This is a genomic window from Salinispora cortesiana (assembly GCF_000484695.1).
Lineage (GTDB): Bacteria > Actinomycetota > Actinomycetes > Mycobacteriales > Micromonosporaceae > Micromonospora > Micromonospora cortesiana.
This window is the reverse complement of the sequence record NZ_AXVR01000006.1, coordinates 23930-41278: the sequence shown is the minus strand read 5'-3', so window position 1 is coordinate 41278 and position 17349 is coordinate 23930. Positions and strand designations below refer to the sequence as shown.

14 protein-coding genes are annotated in these 17349 nt (G+C 69.7%); 8 read left to right on the top strand and 6 right to left on the bottom strand.

All coding sequences use genetic code 11. The features are described 5' to 3' along the window. The first annotated feature begins 15 nt into the window (after window positions 1-15). Window positions 16-2040: an acetyl/propionyl/methylcrotonyl-CoA carboxylase subunit alpha gene (locus K228_RS0104850; RefSeq protein ID WP_025617397.1), complete on the top strand. Its 2025-nt coding sequence runs from the start codon at window positions 16-18 to the stop codon at window positions 2038-2040. After that, on the top strand, window positions 2037-3200 hold the full coding sequence (locus tag K228_RS0104845; protein WP_012184746.1) for an acyl-CoA dehydrogenase family protein: 1164 nt from the start codon (window positions 2037-2039) through the stop codon (window positions 3198-3200). The genes K228_RS0104850 and K228_RS0104845 overlap by 4 nt, the downstream gene beginning before the upstream one ends. Window positions 3201-3290: 90 nt before the next feature. Here the strand turns inward: K228_RS0104845 and K228_RS0104840 are convergent, their stop codons facing one another. Further along, window positions 3291-3761: a nucleotidyltransferase domain-containing protein gene (locus K228_RS0104840; protein WP_025617396.1), complete on the bottom strand. Its 471-nt coding sequence runs from the start codon at window positions 3759-3761 to the stop codon at window positions 3291-3293. A gap of 242 nt (window positions 3762-4003) precedes the next feature. Beyond that, window positions 4004-4411: a hypothetical protein gene (locus K228_RS0104830; protein WP_188116169.1), complete on the bottom strand. Its 408-nt coding sequence runs from the start codon at window positions 4409-4411 to the stop codon at window positions 4004-4006. 203 nt (window positions 4412-4614) lie between these two features. Between K228_RS0104830 and K228_RS0104825 the strand changes: the two genes are divergently transcribed. Further along, the gene (locus tag K228_RS0104825) at window positions 4615-4839 is read left to right on the top strand and encodes a winged helix-turn-helix domain-containing protein (protein ID WP_016818121.1); all 225 of its coding nucleotides are present in this window, start codon (window positions 4615-4617) and stop codon (window positions 4837-4839) included. A 224-nt stretch (window positions 4840-5063) separates the two neighbouring features. Here the strand turns inward: K228_RS0104825 and K228_RS0104820 are convergent, their stop codons facing one another. From K228_RS0104820 to K228_RS0104805, 4 genes are all read right to left on the bottom strand, one after another. Further along, complete coding sequence (locus tag K228_RS0104820; RefSeq protein ID WP_025617395.1) at window positions 5064-6584, bottom strand: hypothetical protein; 1521 nt, start codon at window positions 6582-6584, stop codon at window positions 5064-5066. Between the two features lie 264 nt (window positions 6585-6848). Beyond that, window positions 6849-7823, bottom strand: a complete 975-nt coding sequence (locus K228_RS0104815) for an ROK family protein (RefSeq protein ID WP_025617394.1) — start codon at window positions 7821-7823, stop codon at window positions 6849-6851. Continuing rightward, on the bottom strand, window positions 7820-9289 hold the full coding sequence (locus K228_RS0104810; protein ID WP_025617393.1) for a M81 family metallopeptidase: 1470 nt from the start codon (window positions 9287-9289) through the stop codon (window positions 7820-7822). The genes K228_RS0104815 and K228_RS0104810 overlap by 4 nt, the downstream gene beginning before the upstream one ends. Before the next feature lie 13 nt (window positions 9290-9302). Then, window positions 9303-10448 (bottom strand): ROK family protein, encoded by a 1146-nt coding sequence (locus tag K228_RS0104805; RefSeq protein WP_025617392.1) that lies wholly within the window; start codon window positions 10446-10448, stop codon window positions 9303-9305. A gap of 290 nt (window positions 10449-10738) precedes the next feature. Between K228_RS0104805 and K228_RS0104795 the strand changes: the two genes are divergently transcribed. The 5 genes from K228_RS0104795 to K228_RS0104775 all read left to right on the top strand — a co-directional run bounded on the left by K228_RS0104795 (window position 10739) and on the right by K228_RS0104775 (window position 17337). Then, complete coding sequence (locus K228_RS0104795) at window positions 10739-12541, top strand: peptide ABC transporter substrate-binding protein (protein ID WP_012184755.1); 1803 nt, start codon at window positions 10739-10741, stop codon at window positions 12539-12541. A gap of 73 nt (window positions 12542-12614) precedes the next feature. Beyond that, window positions 12615-13574, top strand: a complete 960-nt coding sequence (locus tag K228_RS0104790) for an ABC transporter permease (RefSeq protein ID WP_012184756.1) — start codon at window positions 12615-12617, stop codon at window positions 13572-13574. After that, complete coding sequence (locus K228_RS0104785) at window positions 13571-14473, top strand: ABC transporter permease (protein WP_012184757.1); 903 nt, start codon at window positions 13571-13573, stop codon at window positions 14471-14473. The genes K228_RS0104790 and K228_RS0104785 overlap by 4 nt, the downstream gene beginning before the upstream one ends. Window positions 14474-14485: 12 nt before the next feature. After that, window positions 14486-16642, top strand: a complete 2157-nt coding sequence (locus tag K228_RS0104780) for an ABC transporter ATP-binding protein (RefSeq protein ID WP_025617391.1) — start codon at window positions 14486-14488, stop codon at window positions 16640-16642. Further along, a complete protein-coding gene (locus tag K228_RS0104775) occupies window positions 16639-17337 on the top strand; it encodes a copper homeostasis protein CutC (protein WP_025617390.1) in 699 nt (232 codons plus the stop codon). Before K228_RS0104780 ends, K228_RS0104775 begins: the two co-directional genes overlap by 4 nt. Window positions 17338-17349 lie beyond the last annotated feature (12 nt).

Genomic DNA, 17349 nt, shown 5'->3' with positions numbered 1-17349 from the left:
GGAGACTCAGCGCGGATGATCAGCAGACTTCTGGTCGCCAACCGGGGCGAGATCGCCCGCCGGATCTTCACCACCTGCCGGGCACTCGGGATCGAGACGGTCGCCGTGCACTCCGATGCGGACGCCGACGCGCCCTTCGTCGCCGAGGCCGACCACGCCGTCCGGCTGCCCGGGAACACGCCCGCCGAGACGTACCTGCGGATCGACCTCGTCCTGGCCGCGGCCCGGCGGGCCGGCGCGGACGCCGTCCATCCGGGCTACGGCTTCCTCGCCGAGAACGCCGAGTTCGCCACGGCGGTCACCGACGCCGGGCTGGCCTGGGTCGGGCCACCGGCGAAGGCGATCGCCGCGATGGGGGACAAGCTGGCGGCGAAGACACTGCTCGCCGAGGCCGGCGTCCCCATACTGCCCAGTTGGACCGAACCCGACCAGGTCAGCGGCTTCCCGGTGCTGGTGAAGGCATCCGCCGGAGGTGGTGGACGGGGCATGCGTGTGGTCCGCGCCGCCGACGGACTCGCCGATGCCGTCGCCAGCGCACGCCGCGAGGCGGCCTCCGCCTTCGGCGACGGCACGGTCTTCATCGAGCGGTACGTCGAACGCGGCCGGCACGTCGAGGTGCAGATCCTGGGCGACCGGTTCGGAACGGTGACGGCCCTGGGCGCGCGGGACTGCTCGATCCAACGCCGCCATCAGAAGATCGTCGAGGAGGCGCCGGGCGTCCTCGCACCCGAGGTGCGTCAGCGACTCCACGAGGCGGCGACGGCCGCCGGGCGGGCGGTCGACTACGTCGGCGCGGGCACGGTCGAGTTCCTACTCGCCCCGGACGGTGACATCTTCTTCCTGGAAATGAACACCCGCCTCCAGGTGGAGCACCCGGTGACCGAGCTGACCACCGGCCTGGACCTGGTCCGCCTGCAACTGCTCGTCGCCGAGGGCGCACCGCTGCCGATCACCACGCCGCCACCGACCACGGGGCACGCGATCGAGGTGCGCCTCTGCGCCGAGGACCCGACCCAGGGGTACCGGCCGGCAACAGGCACCCTGCACCGGTTCACGGTTCCCGCGGTGGCCACCGAGTTCGGGCCGCTGACCGGGCCGGGTCTGCGGCTGGACTCGGGCGTGACTGATGGCTCGGTGGTGAGCGTCCACTACGACTCGATGCTCGCGAAGGTGATCAGCTGGGCGCCCACCCGGGACGAGGCGGCCCGCGCGCTGGCCGGCGCGCTGGCGCGGGCCGAGCTGCACGGCGTCGCCACCAACCGGGATCTGCTGGTACGCATCCTGCGTAGTCCGGAGTTCGCCGCTGTTGACATCGACACCGGCTTCCTGGACCGGCACCCGGAGGTCTTCGCGCCGCTGCTTCCCCCGGAAGAGCTGCCGGTGGCCGCGGTGGCGGCGGCGCTCGCCTCGGCCGCCGACCGCCGCGCCAGCGCCCCGGTGCTGGCCGGGCTCCCCTCAGGCTGGCGCAACGTGTCCGCCTTCCCACAGGTCACGCGCTACGCCGGCCCGGACGGCGGGGAGATCGAGGTGCGGTACCGCCTGGACCGTCGAGGCGCGCTCGCCGAATGGTCGGTGGCACCGGGGGACGACCCGCCCGCTGCCGGCGACGCCGCCTTCCCGGCCGGCGGGGCGCCGGCCCTCACCCTGGTCGAGGCGCACCCGGACCGGGTCGTGCTGGATGTCACCGGGGTGCGGCGAACGTACCGGGTACACCGGGTGGGCCCGGAGGTCTTCGTGGACAGCCCGGACGGCGCGCTGGGCCTGACCGAGCTACCACGCTTCCCGCTACCGGGCGCGGAACTGGCGGCCGGGTCGCTGCTCGCGCCACTTCCCGGCACGGTGACCCGCGTGCACGTCGAGCTCAGCCAGCGGGTCGCCGCCGGTGACCTACTGCTGACCCTGGAAGCGATGAAGCTGGAACACCCCGTACTCGCCCCCACCGACGGCGTGGTCGCCGAGTTGCCGGTACCCGCCGGCGGCCAGGTCGAGACCGGCGCCGTACTGGCCGTGGTCAACCCCGACGAGGAGGCACAGTCATGAACTTCGACCTCACCCCCGAGCAGGACCAGCTCCGTGACGCCGTACGGGCGCTGGGCAAGCGGTACGGCCACCGGTACTTCGTCGAGAAGGCCAAGGCCGGCGAACGCACCACCGAACTGTGGGACGAGGCCGGCGGGTTGGGCTACCTCGGCGTGAACATCCCGACCGAGTACGGCGGTGGGGGCGGCGGCATCACCGAACTCTCCATCGTCTGCGAGGAGTTGGCCGCGGCCGGGTGCCCGCTGCTGCTGCTGGTGGTCTCCCCCGCCATCGTCGCGACGATCATCAACCGACACGGCACCGAGGAGCAGCGCAAGCGCCACCTGCCCGGCCTCGCTGACGGCTCCCAGCGGATCGTCTTCGCGATCACCGAGCCGGAGGCCGGGTCGAACTTCCACCGGCTCGGCACGGTGGCCCGCCGCGACGGCGACGACTGGGTGATCTCCGGCCGCAAGTGCTACATCTCCGGCGTCGACCAGGCGGGGCACGTGCTGGTGGTGGCGCGGACCGAGGATGCCACGACCGGCAAACTGAAGCCGGCCCTGTTCCTCGTACCAACCGACGCGGCGGGGCTGACCTACTCCAAGCTGGACATGGAGATCCTCTCCCCGGAGGACCAGTTCCTGCTCTACCTCGATGACGTACGGGTGCCCAGGGAGGCGTTGGTCGGCGAGTCGGTGGACGCCGGCCTGCCGGCGCTCTTTGCTGGGCTGAACCCGGAGCGGATCACGATCGGCGCGATGAGCATCGGGTCCGGCCGGTACGCGCTCGAACGCGCCTCGGAGTACACGGCGACCCGGAAGGTGTGGGGTGGACGGTCGATCGGCTCGCACCAGGGCGTATCGCATCCCCTGGCGCACGCGGCGGTGCAGGTGGAGTTGGCCCGGCTGATGGTCCAGAAGGCGGCGGTGCTCTACGACGCCGGGCGGGACCTGGAGGCGGGAGTCGCCGGCAACATGGCGAAGTACGCGTCCGGGGAGGCGGCGGCACTGGCCGTGGACACGGCGGTGCAGGCCCACGGCGGGGCCGGCATGACCACCGAGTACGGGGTGGCGACGCTGCTCGGGGCGGTGCGGGCCGGGCGGATCGCCCCGGTCACCAGGGAAATGATCCTGAACTTCGTGGCCCAGCACGTGCTCGGCCAGGAGAAGTCGTACTGACCTCGGGCCACCGCACGGCGACCAGCACGGCACCGACACGTGCCGTGCTGGTCAGCACCATCCGCGAACCGTCTGCCCTGTCGCCGACGGTCACGGTCTGAGGCCCGGGTACCGCCGCTCGGGTTCGCACGCGGCCGACAGCCGGGCCAGCACACCTGCCGGATCGTGCACGACTCGGTGCCCGTCATCGATGACCCGGTGTGTGCCCGCGTCGACCGGGTCGGTGTCGGCCCAGCTCACCGGCGTGACGCCAATTTCGACCAACAACCCCGACGGCCGTCGCACGCGGATCTCCCGGAGCGGGCCCCACTCGGCCGACCGGACCATCTCGCCGCCGGGCAGACCGGTCCACACTCCCGCCACGGAATAGTGGACGTTGCCCGTCAGCACCACGACGTCGACGTCGGAGTCCATCCGCGCGGTCCCGCGCGCCCAGGAGCCGACAACCAGCACCCCGCGTACTTCCGCGCGCTCGGCCGCCCACTCGACGACCGTGTCGACAACCGAACGAACCTCCCGAGACCGTGCCTGGGTCAACACGGGGTCGAGTGTCACACGCACGCCCTGGCACCAGCGATGCCTGACCACACCCGGCCGTCCCTGGACCGGACCGACCAGCCGATGCGGTGGTGGGGTACCGCCACCTCCGCGGCCCAGGCGGCTTCGCCACCCGCTACCGCGACGACCTCTCCCGAGTTCGTACGGCGGATGGCCCCCACCTCGGACTTGGTGAAGGGGCAGCGCCATGAACGGCTCTGACCTACGGACACGCATGGACCGTGCTGTCGAGGCACACGAGGTGGTCACCGCACGCCGCCCAGGAACCGGGCGACGCTCGTGCGCGCCTGCCGACTGGTCGCCCAGTCCACCTGCCAACACGGGTACGGCACCAACCGCGACCACCACGCCCGGCAGCCGACACACATGCCGTCGCGTCCTCGGAGGTGCGCCGTGAGAATAAGCTGCTCCGGCCCGTCGCTCACTACTCTCCCTCCGCTGGCCAGTGCCCGCGATTGATCGGAATCCGGTGTCGGGCACGACACGGCAGTTCTCCTCCGCACCGGCAGACCCTCCGCCAGCGCCGCCAACACCAGACCGGCCGATGCCGACGTGCGAGGGTCAACGCGACCGCCAGGACGTACTCGTCGTAGGGGACTCGCCGTCGGTAGCCACCGGTTCCACGATCGTCGGTCACCCTGCCTCCCGCCGATGCCCTGACAAAGCCGCGGGCACCCGACCACTCTCTTTCGGGACGGAGCGCCCACGGCGGGACAGCCGGCCGCCAAGCTCGGTAGCCCCACCAACAACTTAGGACGCAATGTGCGCAGGGTCAATAACCAAGGACGCATAGCGTTGTAGGTCGAGGCTGCGGTGTGATTCGCTTACACCAGCCGCCAAGCTGGGAGCACCACCGATGTCTGAAGCCGCATACCTGAAGGTCGCCAGGGATATCCGGGAGCAGATCGACTCCGGCCAGTTGAAGCCGGGCGACAAGTTGCCCTCCTTCGCTGCCCTGTGCGAGCACTACGAGGTCAGCAACACGGTCATCCGCGCCACCATGCTTCTCCTCAAGGCAGAAGGGTTGATCGACGGCCGGCAGGGCAAGGGCGTATACGTGGCGAACCCACTTCCCCAGTAGCCCCTACGCCAATCCAGCCGACTGCATCCACTCTGGGTGACGACCATGACACCAATGGCGAAGCCGACAGCACCACGGCCAGCCACACCGCCGGCGGCGTCCAACGGATGTCGCGCGATCTCCCATGGTGATCCGCACGTGGCTGGCAGCACGTGATGCCGGAGGGCCCGTTCCCACCACATGCCGGCAGGAACGGGCCCTCCAAGCCCAACGCGATCAGGCCGCTATCCGACGCAGCCGGGCACGTTGACGCAGTTGTTCGGCTGATTCTTGACCACGACGGTACCGGTGGCCGTGTTCAGGTTCACCGTTCCCGAGTTGAGGATGCCCCCGCCGTTGCTGGTGGCGATGTTCTTGATGACTTTCGTGTTGGTGAGCGTGGCCGTGGCGTCAACGCCGATATTGTAGATTCCGCCGCCAAATGTTGCCTGATTGGCCGTGATGCGGGTGTTCCGCACGTCGACTGTGGAGGAGGCCAAGGAGATCTCGAGGTTGACGATTCCTCCACCGTTCTGAGTACCGACGTTGTGCGCGATTGTGCTGTCCTCGACCGTGGCCACGGTCGCAGCGTTGAGGGATCGGAGGGCGAGGCCGCCGCCCTGGAACGTGCCGGTGTTGTTGGTGGCCGTGACGTGGCGCAGGGCCAGCATACCCCCCTCCGCGAAGACCCCGCCGCCGTTGCTGGCTCGGTTACCGGTGATGGCGGTGTTGGTGACGGTGACGTTCGCGTCGAAGCCGCCGGCACCTCCACCAGCCTCGCCGGCGCGGTTACCGCTGATGGTGCTGCCAGTCACGACCGTGGTGCCACCGGGGAAGCTACCGACACCTCCCCCGAACCCACCCGCGATGGCGTTGGCCGCGTTCGTGGTGACGGAGGACTTCTTGATGACGAGTTGACCGGTGTTGCCGATGCCGCCAGCGGCGGTTGCCGCAGTGTTACGGCTGACGGTGGAGTGCTTGATGGTGGTGGTGCCGTTGTTGGCGATACCGCCGCTGCTTCCGCCGCCGTCGCTGCCAGCGATGTTGCGGGTGACGGTGCTGTGGTTGGTGGTCAACGCTCCGCCGGCGTTGACCAGGATTGCTCCGCCGTCGCCGTCGGTCTGTCCACCCGTGATTGTCAGGTGGTTGAGGGTGAGGTCACCGCCGGTGCCGACGGTGACGATGCGGAACTCCTCCACACCGGCGGCACGTTTGATGGTGGTGTGCTTGCCGCCGTTGAGGGTGATGGGGGCGGTGACAACCGGCAGGCCGGCGCCGTCGTCGATGGTGGCGGTGAGCAGGTAGGTGCACTTCTTGGCGAGGTCGAGCACGGCGCCGCCGCGGGCGTTGGCCAGGGTGATCGCGGCGATCAGCTTGTCCGCGTCACAGGGGACCGGAACGCCCTTCGGCTTCGGCTCCTTCTTGCCCTTGCCCTTATCGGACTCGCCCCTGCCGGACTCGCCTCTGCCAGGGTCACCCTTGCCGGACTCGGCCTTGCCGGGCTCGCCCTTACCGGACTCACCTTTGACGGACTCGCCCTTACCGGACTCACCCCCGCTGCGGCGCTCGTCGGCGGAGGGCTGCTCGTCGGCGGAGGTGAGCGGGCGTCCGACCGCGTCCGCGGCCGGGGCGGCGACACCTATGGTGGCGAGAGCCAGGCCGGTCATACCAGCCAGCCCCACAGCCCACCACCGCCACCGTGACCTCGGCCGGCCCTCGTCGGGCCGGACCGGTTCGTACCCCCGGGTATGGTCCTGATGGTTCATCGCGATCTCGGTGTCCTTCCCCGTGAACGGCGAGGAACTCCGCCGCCCCGAGGGCAGACCGGGTAGTGTTCCTCGGCTACCGGAAGGCGGTAGCAACCGTCCCGAGCTAAACCCGAACCACGCCTCACAAGGACACTAAGGCGATCTAAACCCCCAAACGGGATATAAATTCCCTTAACGGTACATACCCGGCTACCCGACTTACCGGAGCACGTGGGTGTCCGGACGGTGTGCCACGACCGGTGAGCCCGGCCGTGGCAACTCTCATGCGGCAGGCGGCACGAGGTCGGGCGCACCCCAGCCGTCGGGAACGGACAGCCCGGCCTTCCGCCGGGCCATGATGGCGGCGCCGACCTGTGCCGCCTGGGCGCCGAAGGCGGAGCGCAGCACGGGGGGCGGGTTCCGCCAGGCGAGGGCGCCGTGCAGGGCCTCGCGCACCGGGTCGAGGAAGAGTGCGCCTGCCTCGGCGAGCCCACCTCCCAACACGACGCGGGCCGGGTCGAGGGCCAGGGTGAGGGTGGCCAGGGCGGTTCCCAACGCCTGGGTGGCGTCGTTCCAGACAGCACGGGCGTGCGGATCGGTGGCCACCGCGTCGGCGATGGCCTGGCTGTCCGCCCCCGAGGTGCCGACGCGCCGGGCATAGCGACGTGCCATCCCGCCGCCCGAGGCGTACACCTCCAGGCATCCCCGCTGCCCGCAACTGCACGGCTCCCCGCCCGGATAGACCGGCATGTGGCCGACCTCGCCGGCCGCGCGGGTCGCGCCGGCCACGGGGACACCATGGACCACCACCGCCGCGGCGATGCCGGTGCCCAGCGGCAGTAGCAGGAAGTTGTCCAACCCGACGGCCGCGCCCGCCGTGGCCTCCGCGATGCCGGCCGCCCGCGCGTCGTGCCCGACCACCACGGGTAGTCCGAGGTCGCCGCTGACGAGGGCGCGCAGTGGCACGTCGCGCAGGCGAAGGTTTGCCGCGTACCGCACCACTCCGTCCCGCTCGTCCACGAGGCCGGGCGTCACCACGCCGATCGCGGCGGGTGTGCTGCCGAGCGAGAGCGCATGCGCGCGCAGTTCGCGGCACAGCGACCGGATCGCCTCGACCGGGTCGTCGTCCGCCTGCGACGGCGCGGTCAGGGAACTCAGGAATCGGCCGTCCTCGCCGACCACCGCCGCCTTGATGGTCGTCCCGCCGACGTCGACGGCGAGGACGCAACGGCCTTCGGGCTGGATCACGCCGCTCATCCGACAACCACGGCGAGGTCCGCCGCGAAGTCACGGTCCAGGGGAAACACCGGTCGCACCACGTTCTGGTACGGCAACCGCGCAAGGTCCTGGTCGACACCACCCGGAGTCAGGGCGAGCAGCCAGTCTCCGGCGGCGTCGAACAGTTCCGGCTCGAGATAGCCGATCTTCACCACGACCACGTCCACCTCGTCGACCCTGACCCCCAGCCGGGTATACGACGCCAGTAGCCGGTACTGCATCCGGCGGGACGTGACGAAGATGCTGAGCCCGCCGACCCGTACGCTGACGCATCGCCCGCCGTCGGGATCGTCGGCGACCGCTTCCAAAATCCCGTCGAGTTCCAACGGGCCCGGGGGCCGGGAGTCGATCCGCCCGCCGACCGACACCCGGACCGGAGAGCCGACCGGCTGGTCGGCGACAAGCGCTACCGCCTGCGGGTCGACCAGCGAGGCGAACACGGCCCGACGCGAGCCGTCGCGGATCTCGGGGCGGGCCAACATCCGGTCGAGGGCGAAGGTGACGTCGTCGGCGCCGCCGGCGCCCGGGTTGTCGCCGGAGTCGCTGATGAAGAACGGCCGCTTCGCCTGATCGGCGACGGCGGCCAGGGCGGTGTCGAGGCACTCGTCCATCGAGCCGGTGGGAGCGACGAAGGTGAACTCGTCCCGGGCCGCCCAGAAGTGCCCGCCGAGTTCGCGGGCCGCCTCGGCGGTGACGGTGGCGTCGGTGCCGGTGACGACGACCGCGCCCTGACAGCGTGGCTGGTCGGCCCAGGCGAACCCGATCCAAATCGCGGCGTCGACCACACCGGCACGGCCCTCGATCTCGGGGATCCGTGCGTAGAGTCCCCGGGCCGGTTCCTCGCGGGTGCTGGTCATCTCGCCGGGCAACAGGATCGGCACGTGGACCAGCGCCTTGTGCGGACGTCGCTCACGGCGTAACGCCTCGATGAGGTTGCGTGCGGCACGCTCCCGGGTTTCCCACACGTCGACGTGTGGGGCGGTGCGGTAGCAGGTGAGCAGGTCGCAGGCGTCGAAGAGCACCGGTGAGACGTTGCCGTGCAGATCCATCGCCGCCGAGATGTACGGCTCGGGACCGATCACCGACCGGATGGCGGTGACCAGGTCGCCCTCTGCGTCGGACCGGCCGACCACGCTCATCGCACCGTGAATGTCCAGCAGGACGCCGTCCAGTGGGCCGACTGCGGCGAGCTTCTCCACGATCTCCGCGGCCCATTGCGCGTACGTCTCGGCGTCCACGGCACCGCCGGGAAGGGCCCGGGCGTGCACGAGTGGTATCCATTCGACGTCAGCGGCCCACGGCTGGGTGGGCGAGAGCCAGGCGTATCGCGCGAGCAACGCCTCCTCCCGGGTGACCTCGAAGTCGTCGGCGGTGCTCAGGTGGGGTGAGAATGTGCTTGATTCGATGTGGATGCCGCCGATGGCGACGCGGAGGGGGCGAGGCACGTTGGTTGGCTCCTCAGGCGGGTCGGACGTCGACGGTCGTGCGCAGCAGGTGCCCGAGGCCGATGAGGGCCGCGTCCGAGCCCGCGCCGCTGGCTTCGATGGTCAGGGACTGGGTCATGGACGGTAGGCAGCGTTCGTAGAGCATGCCGCGGGTCGCGGCCACGTAGACGTCGAGGCTGGACAGCGCACCGCCGATGACGACGGCGTCGGGGTTGAGGAAGTTGACCAGACCGGAGAGCGCCACGCCGAGCAGCCCACCGGCGTGGCGCACCATGGTCACGACCGTCGGGTCGGCGTCGCCGACCGCCGTGATGATCTCCCGGACGGTGGCCGCCGAGGAACCCTGCTCGGCCAACTCACGGGCCAGGGCGGCACCGCTGGCAACGGTCTCCAGGCAGCCCCGGCTGCCGCAGGAGCAGTGCCGCTCGCCGCTGTCGGCCACCCGTACGTGGGTGACGTCGCCGCTGAGGCCGCGCCCGCCACGATGGATCTGTCCGCCGCTGACCAGGCAGGCGCCGATGCCGGTGCCGGCCTTGACGTAGATCATGTCGCCGACTTCCGAGCCTCGGGTGACGTACTCGCCCATCGCCGCCGCCTTGGCGTCGTTCTCGACGATCACCGGCACCTGGAAGCGGTCGGTGAGGTGGGCGCCAGCGTCGACGCCGCTCCAGCTGGGCATCCGGGCCGGGCCCACCAACCGCCCTCCGGGGAACCCCACCGGTCCGGGGAGGGCCACGCCGACCCCGAGCAGTACCTGACCGGGTGCGGTCGCCGTCTGGAGCCGCGCGAAGGTGGCTCCGACGACCGCGAAGACCTCGTCGGGCCCGGCGGCGATGTCGATCGCCACCTCCTCGGTGGTGTGCAGCTCGCCGCCGGGTGTGCACAACCCGACCCGGGCGTGCCGGCCGCCGAGTTCTGCGACGGCGAGGATTCCCTTGGTCTCTCGCAGCCGCAGGATCCGCGGGCGTCGCCCACCGGTGGAGCGACCCATGCCCTCCTCCGCGAGGACGCCCTCCTCCAGCAGCCGGCGCACCACGGCGGTGACGGTTGACGGGGCGACCTGCAACGCCTCGACGAGGTCGGCGCGGGATGTGGCCGCGCCGCTGGAGAGCAGATCGAGGGTCTGGTCGCGCAGCGTAGCGGAGATCGGTGGCTCCAAGTTTGCCTCTCCTTGGTCGGGTGGTTCTCCGGCGCCGCCTCAGTGTGTCGCAGCGCAAAGCCGCGGGTGGGCTCCGGCCGCCCACGCGAGGAGTAACGGTCGATGCTTCGGGCGACTTTGATCGTACCCTGGCCAAAGTTAGTAAATGAAGTGGGTAATTTTCGTTGACGTACCACTTCTACCTGGATACATTCTTCGCGTTGATCGCCGAGGCAGCGCCCGGCGGGGGCGCCCGGCACACCGCCGGCACCCGGTGACGTAGGGCACGTGCACATCAATCGAGGAGACTCATGACGAGCAGATTTCCCCGCCGCGCCCTGCGTGGCGCGGTGGCGGCAGCCACCACGATCGCTCTCGGGGCGGGCCTGGTCGGCTGCGGTGACAGCAGTGGATCGTCCCAAGACGGCGGAAGTCAGGGCAAGGACACCGTGACGGTCGCCTTGCGTACCCCAAACTGGATCCTGCCGATCTCGGCACCCGGATTCACGCAGGGTGAAAACGCCATCTTCAACCAGTCGCTCTACCGGCCCCTGTACCAGTACCGGCTCGACGGCACGGCGCAGTACAACATCGACCCACAACGCTCGATGGCCGAGCCACCGCAGGTGAGCGAGGACGGCCGGACCCTGACGATCACGCTGAAGGACAACACCTGGTCCGACGGCAAGCCCATCACCACCAAGGACATCCAGTTCTGGTACGACCTGGTCACGGCGAACAAGGACAAGTGGGCGTCCTACCGGGCCGGCGGCTTCCCCGACAACGTCGCGGAGTGGTCGGTCCAGGACGAGAAGACCTTCTCGATCACCACCACGAAGGTCTACAACACCGCGTGGTTCGTCGACAACCAACTCAACCGCATCACGCCCCTGCCCCAGCACGCCTGGGACAAGGACTCCGCGACCGCCGACGTGAGCGACCTCGCCAGCAGCCCGGAGGGCGCCGAGAAGGTCTTCGACTTCCTCACCGCCGCCGCGAAGGACCCCAAGACGTACGACTCCAACGAGTTGTGGAAGGTCACCAGCGGCGCGTGGAAGCTGGAGAAGTACGTGCCCAACGGTGAGGTCACCCTCGCCGCCCAACCGAACTACTCCGGTACCGACAAACCGAAGCTGGCCACGGTCGTGTTGCGCCCGTTCACCAGCGACGACGCCGAGTTCAACGTGCTCCGCGCCGGTGACATCGACTACGGGTACGTGCCAGCGGCCAACCTGTCCCAGGAGAGCTACCTCGAGTCCAAGGGATACACGGTCTCGCCGTGGTACGGCTGGTCGATCACCTACCTGCAGCTGAACTACAACAACCCGAAAACCGGCGTGCTGTTCAAGCAGCCCTACCTTCGGCAGTCGCTGCAGATGCTCATCGACCAGCCGACGATCAGCAAGGTCATCTGGTCGGACACCGCCGCGCCGACCTGCGGCCCGGTACCGGCCAAGCCCGGCACCAACACCGACGCCGCGGGATGCGCCTACTCCTTCGATCCGGCGAAGGCCAAGGAACTGCTGGAGAGCCACGGCTGGAAGGTGACCCCTGACGGGCAGACCACCTGCCAGTCACCGGGCACCGGCCCGAACCAGTGCGGTGACGGAATCGCCGCCGGCACGGCGCTGGAGTTCACCGTCACCAGCCAGACCGGGTTCGCCGCCACGACCAAGATGTTCGCCGAGATCAAGTCACAGATGGCCAAGCTCGGCATCCAGCTGACGATCAAGGAGGTGCCGGACTCGGTCGCGGTCACCCCGGCGTGCGAGCCGACCGAGGGGACCTGCGACTGGGACATGTCCTTCTTCGGCTCGCAGGGCAGCTGGTACTACCCGGCCTTCGCCAGCGGCGAGCGGCTCTTCGCCACGGACGCCCCGGTCAACCTGGGCAGCTACAGCAATCCGGAGGCCGACAAGCTCATCGAGGCCACCCAGTTCGCTGGCGACGAGAGCGCGCTCACGGCGTACAACGACTTCCTGGCCAAGGACCTGCCTGTGCTGTGGATGCCGAACCCGGTGTACCAGGTCTCGGCGTACCGCTCCGGCCTGCAGGGAGTCGAGCCGCAGGACCCGATGAATCTCATGTACTTCCAGGACTGGTCCTGGAAGTAACCCGCTGATCGTTCCGGCCCCGGCGACGCGCTGCGCGTCGCCGGGGCCCCGACCGGGAGAGGAAACCGCACACGTGGCCCGGTACCTCATCACGCGCCTGGGACAGGCACTCATCGTCGTCGTACTCGTCACGGTGATCGCGTTCCTCATCCTGCACCTGCTGCCCGGGGGCGCCGCACGAGCCACCCTCGGCAAGGAGGCGACGCTGGAGCAGTTGGCGGCGTTCAACCACGAGATGGGCTACGACCGGCCGTTGATCCAGCAGTACGGCATGTACGTACAGCGCCTGCTGCAGGGTGATCTCGGCTACTCGTACCAGCTCAACCAGTCCGTTCTCGAGGCGATCGAACAGCGGCTACCCAAGACGATGGTGTTGTCGCTGCTGTCGACCCTGCTCGCCGTCGTGTTGGCGATCCCGCTCGGCGTGCTCCAGGCGGTACGCCGCAACCGATGGCCCGACTACGCCATCACCGCGCTGTCGCTGCTGGCGTACGCCACGCCCATCTTCTTTCTGGGCCTCATGATGATCATTGTCTTCTCGCAGGTCTGGCCGATCCTGCCCCCGGAGGCACCGCAGGGGTTCACGGTGGCCGAGGTGCTCGCCGATCCGGCCGGGCTGGTCCTACCCACGGCCACCCTCGCCATCGTCACCATCGCGGTCTACGCGCGGTACGTGCGGTCATCCATGATCGACAATCTGAACGAGAACTACGTGCGGACCGCCCGCAGCAAGGGGCTCTCCGAGCGGCGGGTTGTGCTGCGACACACCCTGCGTAACGGGCTGTTCCCGGTCATCACGCTGCTCGGGATGTACCTGCCCGCGCTGTTCAGTGGAGCGCTGGTCGTCGAGTCGCTGTTCAACTTCCCCGGGATGGGCCAGCTGTTCTGGCAGGCGGCCCTCAAGCGGGACTTTCCGATCCTGCTCGGGGTCACCGTCATCATCTCGATCGCCACGGTCGTCGGCGCGCTGATAGCCGACCTGCTCTACGCCACCGTCGACCCCCGAGTCCGACTCCGTGGGAGTGCCACATGAGCACGCTGTCCGAGGCGGTCGGCCCGGCCGAGCCGAAGGACGCGCCACCGCGCGGCCTGTGGCGGCAGGGGCTGATCGTCTTCTGCGAGAACCGGCTTGCCCTGGTGGGGCTGTGTCTGTTCGTCCTCCTGGCCGGGGTCTGTTTCCTCGGACCGTTGGTGTACCAGACCGACCAGGTGCACACGGACCTCACCGCCGTACACCTGGCCCCGGGAGAGCAGGGACATCCACTCGGCACCGACGGGGTCGGCTACGACCAGTTGGGGCGGTTGATGCTCGGCGGCCAGACCTCCATCATCGTCGGACTGGCTGCCGGGATCCTCGCCACCATCGTTGGCACGCTTCTGGGCGCCATCGCCGGCTTCGTCGGCGGCTGGGTGGACGCCGCGGTGATGCGCGTCGTCGACGCGATGATGTCGATCCCGTCGTTGTTCCTGTTCATGCTGCTCGCCGCCATCGTCACACCGAGCGTGCCGATGCTCATCCTCATCATCGGCGCCTTCGCCTGGTTGGGTCCGGCCCGGCTCGTGCGAGGCGAGGCACTGACGCTGCGCTCACGCGAGTACGTCCAGGCGATGCGCGGGATGGGTGGCACGGGCGGTCGTGCGGTCCGTCGACACATCATCCCCAACGCCATCGGCACGGTGATCGTCAACGCCACCTTCCAGGTCGCCGACGCCATCCTCTACGTCGCCTACCTGTCCTTCCTCGGCCTCGGCGTCCCCCCACCGGCGGCGAACTGGGGTGGCATGCTCTCCGATGGTCTGGCGGACACCTACAGCGGCCACTGGTGGCTGTTGTACCCGCCCGGGATCGCCATCATCCTCATCGTCCTCGCCTTCAACTTCATCGGTGACGGGCTGAGGGATGCCTTCGAGGTTCGCCTCCGGCGACGCTAGCAGGAGCAGAGAATGAGCGAATCGATCGGTCCAACCATCCGGCACGCCTCGTCGGCCGGCAGCCGGCCCCTGCTGGAACTGCGCGACCTCGACACCGACATCGCGCTACGCCGCGGCACGGTACACGCCCTCGACGGCGTCAGTCTCGAGGTCGCGCCCGGGCAGACCCTCGGCATCGTGGGCGAATCCGGCAGCGGCAAGACGATGACCGCCCTGTCGATCATGGGTCTACTTCCGTCCGGCGGTCGGGTCGCCGGTGGGCAGATTTTGTTCGAGGGACGGGACCTGCGATCGTTGCCACCCGACGAGGTGCGCCGAATCCGAGGTGTTCGGATGGGCATGGTCTTCCAGGACCCGCTCACCTCGCTCAACCCCACCATGCGCATCGGCGCACAGGTGGCCGAACCGCTGCGCGTGCACGAGCGGGTCGGCCGGGCGGAGGCCCGGGAGCGGGCCGTCGAGATTCTGCGCCGGGTCGGGATGCCGCGTCCGGAGCGGATCGTCGACAGCTATCCGCATGAGCTGTCCGGCGGAATGCGGCAACGGGTCGCCATCGCGATGGCACTGGTCTGCTCACCAAGCCTGCTCATCGCCGACGAACCGACCACGGCCCTCGACGTCACCACCCAGCGGCAGATCCTCGAACTCATCGACGATCTGCGAGAAGAGTTTGGGATGGCCGTCATCCTGGTCACCCACGATCTCGGGGTGATCGCCGGTCGGGCGGACCGGGTAGCCGTCATGTACGCCGGACGGGTTGTGGAGACCGCGGCTACTGAGCAGCTGTTCCAAGCACCCCGACACCGCTACACCGAGGCCCTGATGCGGGCGCTACCCGAGTCGGCCATCCGGGACAGCGGCGGACACGACCGGCTGGTCAGCATCCCGGGACTGCCACCGGACCTGTCCGGCCCCCTGACCGGATGCCGGTTCGCGGCGCGGTGTTCGTTTGTCAGCGACGATTGCCGGACCACCGACCCGTCCCTGACCCCGGGCGCGCATCAGCACGCGTGTCTGCACCCGGTACCCACGCCCGCCGTGGCGGTCACCGGGCCGGTGCCGGCGCAGGTCGAACCGGCGGCGGTGCCGGCGCAGGTCCAACCGGCGGCGGTCCAACCGGCGGCGAAGCCGGCCACCACAGCGCCCGCCGAAGTCGCGGAGCTGCCGGTCCTGTCGGTGCGGAACCTGGTCAAGAACTACCCGGTGCACGGCCGTGGGCTGCTGCGCCGGACAGCCGGGCAGGTAAGCGCGGTGGCCGACGTCTCCTTCGAGGTCAGACCCGGGGAGACCTTCGGGCTCGTCGGTGAATCCGGCTGCGGCAAGTCCACCGTGGGACGGCTCTCCGTCGGCCTGGAACGACCCTCCGCCGGACAGATCGTGTTGGACGGTACGGATCTCACCGACCTCACCGGCCGGGAACGACGCCGGATGCACCGACAGGTCCAACTCATGTTCCAGGACAGCTACGCCGCGATGAACCCCCGGATGCGGGTTGACGCCATCCTCGCCGAACCGCTCGAGATCCAGAAGGTGGGTGACAACTCGGAGCGGCAGGCACGGATCGCCACTCTCCTCGACCAGGTGGGGTTGTCCCGGCGCGCGCTGGAACGCTACCCCCACGAGTTCTCCGGCGGTCAGCTGCAGCGGATCGGGCTGGCCCGGTCGCTGGCGTTGCACCCCCGGCTGATCGTCGGCGACGAGCCGGTGAGCGCGCTGGACGTGTCGATCCAGGCGCAGGTGCTCAACCTGATGCGGGACCTGCAGCACGAACTCGGTCTGGCGTACATCTTCATCAGCCATGATCTGTCCGTGGTCGACTACATGGCAGACCGGATCGGGGTGATGTACCTCGGCAAACTCGTCGAGATCGGGCCCGCCCGGGAGGTGGTGCGGGCTGCCCGGCACCCGTACACGCAGGCGCTTGTCGACGCGGTCCCGTCCATCACGCCGGACCGGGCGGCCACGCGCGACGGCACGACCATCCGGGGTGAGCTTCCCAGCGCCCTCGACCCACCCACCGGGTGCCGGTTCCGTACCCGCTGCCCCCGCGCGGCGGACATCTGCACGACGGAGCCCCCGCTGGTCGGCGGCCTGCACCAGGTGGCCTGCCACCTGCCGCTACGCCCGGAGCCGACCGGCACGCCCACACCGGTCCAGGCGCTCGGATGACCACAGTAGAGATCTGCGTCAGTGATGTGCCGACCGCACTGGTGGCCGAGGCGGCCGGGGCCGACCGGCTGGAGCTCTGCGCCGACCTCGGCCAGGGCGGCACCACCCCGAGCCTGGGGACGGTTGAGGTCGCCCTGCGTACGCTGCGTGCGCCCGATCTACGCGTCATGATCAGGCCTCGGGGCGGTGACTTCCGGGTGAGCGAGATCGAGCAGCAGGTCATGCTCGCCGACATCGCGGCACTCCGCGCCCTGCCCAACCCAAACGGTCTCACGGTCGGGGTGGTGGTCGGCGCGCTCACCCCCGACAACAACCTCGACCTGGCCGTGCTGCGGGACCTGATCGAGGCCGCGGGGCCGTTGCCGGTAACCGTCCACAAGGCCTTCGACGAGGTCGATGACCAGCTCGCGGCGATCGATCAGGCCATCGACCTCGGGGCGGACGCCGTGCTCACCTCGGGCGCGGCGGCCACCGCACTGGCCGGTGCCGCCCGCATCGCCGCACTTCGGCAGCGGGCCGGCGATCGGCTTCGGGTGATCGCCGCCGGCGGTATCCGCTCGCACAACGTCCGGCGGGTGCTCGCCGAGACCGGGGCGCGGGAGGTCCACCTGCGTGCGCCCGTCCGGCGCGACGGACGCGAGGCGACCGACGGCGATGAGGTGAGCCGCCTCGTTGCCGCCGTGCGTCCACGGTGAGCGACCGCCGGT